Origin of the sequence: Anaerophaga thermohalophila DSM 12881, assembly GCF_000191885.1 — a bacterium.
Taxonomy (GTDB): Bacteria; Bacteroidota; Bacteroidia; order Bacteroidales; family Marinilabiliaceae; genus Anaerophaga; species Anaerophaga thermohalophila.
The window spans coordinates 1-5,491 of the sequence record NZ_AEWI01000133.1; the positions used below are offsets into that span (position 1 = coordinate 1).

A 5,491-nucleotide genomic window follows, 5' to 3' on the forward strand; every position below is an offset into this window, starting at 1 on the left:
AATAATAAGTTGCACCATTCCAATAACTTAGACTAATTTTATACTGATGAAACGAGCATGACAAAGATTGTCACAAAAGAACATGTATAAAACTCAATCATGCGAGTTCCATCAGACCAATAACTTAGACTAATTTTATACTGATGAAAACAACAATTTCCGGAATTACCATCGAATGCATCCGTGGAGATATTGCATCACAGTCTGATATGCAAGCGATTGTAAATGCTGCCAACGCGCAACTCAGAATTGGTGGCGGAGTGGCAGGAGCCATTCACCGGGCTGCCGGACCAGGTCTCGAAGAAGAGTGCCGCCCAATGGCTCCCATCAAGCCAGGTGAAGCCGTAATTTCAGGTGGGCATAATCTGCCAAATAAATTCGTTATTCATTGTCTTGGCCCTGTTTACGGCAAAGACAAACCTGAAGACAAATTATTGGCTGCGTGCTACCGTAATGCGCTTAAACTTGCCGATGAGAACAATATAGATTCCATTGCTTTCCCGGCAATATCAACCGGGGTATTCGGATACCCAATCAGAGAGGCTGCCAAAGTAACCCTTGATACAATTAAAGAAATGGCTCCAACCCTGAAAAATGTAAAAACCATACGGTTCGTACTTTTCAGTAAAGGGGATTACGAAATCTACAAAGAAATGATTGAAAATATAGGGCATGATGCATAGAGTCAAACTAAATTTTTAATCCGACCCAAGTTCCTATTTCTACCGTTTTTTATACCATGAATGCAGTATATGAGTGCAGTATAAAAAGCCTTCAAACTGCTGATTTTTACCATTTTTACCCCTGACCCCTAAAGGGGAACTGCTAAAAATCAGCAGTTTGAAAAAGTCCCCTTTATTGGATTTAGGGGTCAAAAGGCTTTTTAGACTGCACTCATTATATGATTTTGGTTTAGCCCGGGTAATATCAAAATTATCCATACCTGAGTGCGGTATAAAATGCCTATTTTTGTCAAAATCAAGGCGTTTTAAAATTTTGTACCGGAGTTAACTCATTATTAATTAGGATGCATAAATTTAAAACAACACTGAGTTTGGCAACAAAGATGCTTTTTAGACCAGGCTCATACTTTTAAGAAACAAAAAATTGTATCATCCTGTATAATGCATCGTCTATGTCACCAGACAACCGCAAACACAGAGGGCCAGGCCCCAGAGATCATTTGCTGTTTACAAAAGGCCAGATTGAAATAATGGCTGCAGCCGCAAAAGATTATTGCTGGCTTCTGGATAAAAATTATACGGCAAAAGCTGCTCTGAAACTGGTGGGTGATCATTTTAAGCTACAGGAACGACAGAGAACAGCTCTCGACCGGGCGTGTCAACCGTCAGAACTGGTTGAACGTGTGGCCGCTGGAGAACTGTCTTCTCCTGAAGCCCTGAAAAACCGCCCTGTGATAATTGACGGGTTCAACCTCTTGATTATCATGGAAGCACTATTGAGCGGCGCACCGGTTTTCAAAGGAAGAGACGGATTGATCAGGGATATTTCAGGACTTCACGGTTCTTACCGGAAAATTAGTGAAACACCTAAAGCCATAGCTTTGACTGCAGCATTTTTCAAGCAATACAATGCAAGTTCCGTTTTATGGGTGTTCGACAAGCCGGTAAGCAATTCCGGCAGGCTGGCCAAATTCGTGAAAGAAGTGGGTCTCGAAAATAACATAAAATGGCAGACTAAACTGGCAGATCAGACCGATAATAAAGTTGCTGAAGCTGATAAAATTGTAATATCCTCCGACTCCCAGATACTCGCCCGATGCAATCAATGGTTCAATCTGATCTCATTCTTCCTGGAAAACCATGTTATTGAATCCAACTGGCTCATTGACATCTGGAAGCATAATGATGCAGACCGGTAATATTTAGACCGGGCTCACCATTGAAACGGGTGAACTCCATGCTCTATGTTCTATGCCCTTTCCCCTCAGCTATTTACCGGCATCACTTTACCTTCAAAGCATCATACAATATTTCTGCGGGATGATATGCCTTTTCCCCTGTCCCGTCTTTGATTTGATGACGGCAACTGGTTCCGGGAGCTGCAATAATGGTTCCCCCGGATTTTTTTCGGATAGCCGGGAACAATACCAATTCACCAATCTTCATCGACACATCGTAATGTTCCTTTTCATATCCAAATGATCCTGCCATGCCACAACACCCCGAAGGGATAACTTCCACCTCGTAATTTTGGGGCAGACTTAGCATTCTTATCGTGGGGCCAAGAGAACCTAAGGCTTTTTGGTGACAGTGACCATGAAGTTTTATCTTTTTCGGAGACTCAATAAAATCATCAGAAGTAATGTTCCCTGCGTTAACCTCCCGTTCAATAAATTCTTCGAACAACAAAGCATTTTTTGCAAGAGATCGGGCAGACTCTATAAGCTCTGAAGGAACAAGATCAATATAATCATCTCTGAAGCCAAGAATGGCCGAAGGCTCAATTCCCAGAAGGGGCACATCATCCGAAACAACATCTTTCAACAGTTCAACATTTTTTACGGCAATATCACGCGCTTTTTTCAGCAATCCCTTCGACAACCAGGCACGTCCGCTTTCAATATGCTTCGGAATAATCACCTCATACCCGAGTTTTTCGAGCAACAACACAGCTTTCTTCCCAATATCCGAATCATTAAAATTGGTGAATTCATCATTGAACAAACAAACAGTCCCCTTTGGTTTGGCAGAAACCCTGGTAGTTTTGAAATGGTTTCGAAACCATTTCCCCAGTGTTACAGGCTGCAGTTTGGGTAAAGAACGATTGGGTGCAAAACCAACAATTTTTTTAAGCAGTCGGGATGTGATCCTGTTGGTGATTGTGAAGTTGTAGAGTTGCGGCAATATAGAAGCCAGGTTGTTTAATCGTGAAATATTGGCAATAACTTTTGTCCTGAACGGGACGCCGTTGGCTTCATAATAATGCTGAAGAAATTCGGCCTTAAGTTTTGCCACATCTACACTCGACGGACATTCGGATTTACAAGCCTTACAAGACAGACACAAATCCATCACCTCGTATATCTCATAATGATTGAAACGGTTCTTCGCGTAAGGTTTACGCAGATATTCCCTCAACACATTAGCTCTTGCACGGGTTGTGTGCCTTTCGTCCCTGGTGGCCATATAGCTGGGGCACATTGTTCCGCCCGATAAATGCGTCTTCCGGCAATCTCCCGAACCATTACAAAATTCGGCAGCTCTGATATAACCTTTCTCGCGCGAAAAATCAAAGATGGTTTCAATTTCAGGGGTTTCTGTATCTGTCGTGTAACGCAGATGCGTATCCATTGGCGGAGCATCCACTATCTTGCCCGGATTAAAAATATGTCCGGGGTCCCAGGTATTTTTAATTTCCTGAAAAAGCGCATAATTCTCATCCCCGACCATGAAGCGGATAAACTCACCTCTTAAACGACCATCGCCATGCTCTCCACTCAACGACCCGTTATATTTTTTTACCAGATGTGCTGTCTCTTCGGCAATCTTCCTGAAAAGCATCTGTCCTTCGGCTGTTTTAAGATTGATAACCGGGCGCAGATGCAATTCTCCTGAGCCTGCATGTCCGTAAAACGCACATGTAAGATTTAACGGTTCCAGTAATTTCCTGAAATCGGCAACATAAGCAGGAAGGTCTTCGACAGCAACCGATGTATCTTCAATGACAGCTACCGGCTTTGCATCCCCCGGGGTTGTATAAAGCACTCCGAGTGCAGCCTTCCGTAACGACCACACTCTCTTTATGTCGGAGCCTGTAACCAGGGGATAATGGTATCCAAGTCCGGCGTGTTTCAGATCGATGATGAGGTTTTGGGCAGCCTTTTCAACCTCGGCACGGGAATGGCGCGTAAATTCAATAACCAATAATGCTTCAGGCTCACCCTTAAGAAAGAACCTGTTCCTGTTTTGTTCGGGATTGTTTTTTGTGCAATTTAGAATAAAATCATCCATCAGTTCGCTGGCAGACGGATGGTGCTTCAAGGCTGTCAAGTTAGCCTCCAAAGCCTCTTCAAGGGTGTGAAAATGTACACAGAGTAAACCCTTTTCTTTGGGGGGAAGAGGATGACAGCGCAACTTAATTTCAGTGATGAACATTAAAGTACCTTCTGAACCGGCAATAAGCCTTGCAAAATTAAAATCGGGCCCATCCTGCCGGAATGGAGCCAAACCGGCCAGTGCATCAAGCGCATACCCGGTATTACGTCTTTTTATTGAAGGCTTGGGAAATTCACGCTCTATATTTTCCCTGTTCCGTTCGTCGCTAATTATCTTGTCAATATTCCTGTAAATAGCTGCTTCAGAAGAATTTCCGGAAGAACTACATTTCTCACGATATTGGTCATTATTCAGTTCTCCAAAAACCACCTTCGAACCGTCACTTAAAAATCCGCTCACTTCCAGAATATTGTCACGGGTACTCCCGTATATCAGTGAGTTGGCTCCCGATGAATTATTCCCTACCATGCCACCAATCATAGCACGATTAGAAGTTGAAGTTTCGGGACCAAAAAAGAGACCGTATTCGGCCAGAAACAAATTAAGGTCGTCACGTACAACACCAGGCTGAACTCTTACCCACTTTTCATCAGGATTAACTTCAAGTATTTCCGTAAAAGTACGGGAAACATCTACTATAATTCCATTACCGACAACCTGACCGGCCAGAGATGTTCCGGCTGTGCGTGGAATTAACGACACATTATTCTCTCCTGCAAACCGGATTAAATTCCTGATATCATCTTCATCTTCAGGAAAGCCAACAGCCAAAGGCATTTCGCGATAAACAGAAGCATCGGTTGCATATAAGGTTCGAATAACCTCATCGGTAAAAACTTTTCCCTTCAATGAATTAATAAGTGTTTTTATGAAAGTTTCCATAGTATCAATAGTCCGTTTAATAAGCCTCAACACGGTTGAAATAATGCAAAGCATTTATTATGAAATAGTTGCATCTTATCTCATCGCGATTATATAAACAATCAATAACCGGACATTTGTAGAAAACCTGACAACGTATCATAGTATCAAGACTTGATTTTTCTTTGCAATAATCTACAAATCAACTGTAAATCGCAATAAAAAAGGGCAAACCCGCTACAGGCATGCCCTATAATTTAACAATTCACGACTCACACAATAAAACGAGCATGACAAAGATTGCCGTAATAGATTATCAGAGTTTTAGATATAAGTAATTTAGTCAGTAGTCAGTAGCCAGTAGTGTGAATTATAAACACAACATACGTCTTTGCGTTTTAGTTTTTTTTACCAACCCCTGCAACACTATAGTTTGCCCGTATAAAGAAAAAATATTTATAGTGATGAAACGAGCATGACAAGGTTTGTCACAAAAGAACATGTATATAATTCAATCATGCGAGTTCCATCCGACCAATAACTTAGACTTATTTTATACTGATGAAATTGTTAGGGTTGTTAGGATTGTTAAATTTTTAGTTAATGTAATA

At 41.8% G+C, this 5,491-nt stretch carries 3 protein-coding genes; 2 read left to right on the forward strand and 1 reads right to left on the reverse strand.

The window, feature by feature from the left end; genetic code table 11:
* The first annotated feature begins 143 nt into the window (after positions 1-143).
* On the forward strand, positions 144-683 hold the full coding sequence (locus ATH1_RS0116600; RefSeq protein ID WP_010424431.1) for a macro domain-containing protein: 540 nt from the start codon (positions 144-146) through the stop codon (positions 681-683).
* 452 nt (positions 684-1,135) lie between these two features.
* The gene (locus tag ATH1_RS0116610; RefSeq protein WP_010416385.1) at positions 1,136-1,882 is read left to right on the forward strand and encodes a DUF434 domain-containing protein; all 747 of its coding nucleotides are present in this window, start codon (positions 1,136-1,138) and stop codon (positions 1,880-1,882) included.
* A gap of 82 nt (positions 1,883-1,964) precedes the next feature.
* On the opposite strand, the gene ATH1_RS0116615 is transcribed toward ATH1_RS0116610, so the two are convergent.
* Entirely contained in the window at positions 1,965-4,901 is a 2,937-nt protein-coding gene (locus ATH1_RS0116615) for an FAD-binding and (Fe-S)-binding domain-containing protein (RefSeq protein ID WP_010416386.1), read from the reverse strand.
* Between the last annotated feature and the right edge of the window lie 590 nt (positions 4,902-5,491).